At 61.2% G+C, this 794-nt stretch carries 2 pseudogenes; both read right to left on the minus strand.

The features are described from left to right. Window positions 1-551: pseudogene (locus tag NKJ12_RS32130) on the minus strand (MFS transporter); the annotation flags it as partial. Window positions 552-555: 4 nt separating this feature from the next. Further along, window positions 556-794: pseudogene (locus NKJ12_RS32135) on the minus strand (transposase); the annotation flags it as partial.

A 794-nucleotide genomic window follows, 5' to 3' on the forward strand; every position in this document is an offset into this window, starting at 1 on the left:
AGGGATACTATGAGCTCGGCGCGCAGATCGCGCATCTGCCGCCGGCGCGCTGATCCCGTCGCGGGCGCCACTGCCGGATGTTTAGATAGATAACGGTGTCTCCTTGGTTTCAGATCGAGCGCCAGTTCCGGCGGTTGAAAACCGGAACTTTCTTGATCGGTTTCTTCCCAAGGCCGCACCGGCAACACTATTCCCGCAGCTGCGACCAGCAACAGGGCTATTGCGGCGCCTTCCAAAGCCCATGTCAGAGAGTACTCCTGTGCGACAGAACCCCAGATCCAGCTGCTCGCAGCCATACCGCCGGCGCTCAAGGCGTAGTAGATAGAGAGCGTGCGGCCAACAACCCACCTTGGGCTTGCCAGCTGCACCGACACGTCAATGCCCGTCCAGGTGATGAGCCAACCCGCTCCGCCGAGTGCCAGCGAAATCGCCGCCACAGCGACCGACGATGTAAGGGCCAGCGAGAGGCAACAGACCGCACAAGCGACAGAGGCGAAGGCCACCAGCCTGTTTTGAGACGTGATCCGCCTCAGGAAGCCGTTGTGGCATCCACACGAGCGTCATGTATCTGGCGCGCTGCACGGCCCATTCGTCGTTCTGTTCGAGCAAGATCGCGCCAACCAGGCGGACGATGGCGTCATCATTTGGGAAGATGCCGATGACCTCGGTGCGCCGCTTGATCTCGCCGTTGAGGCGCTCGATCGGGTTGGTAACCGGTATGATCATGACGGTGCCATCCGATCCCCGCTGGAGATGAGCGATTTTCGGCGTATGGTGCGACCATCCGGGACAGG

The organism is Mesorhizobium sp. M0195 (genome assembly GCF_040322115.1).
Classification (GTDB): Bacteria; Pseudomonadota; Alphaproteobacteria; order Rhizobiales; family Rhizobiaceae; genus Mesorhizobium.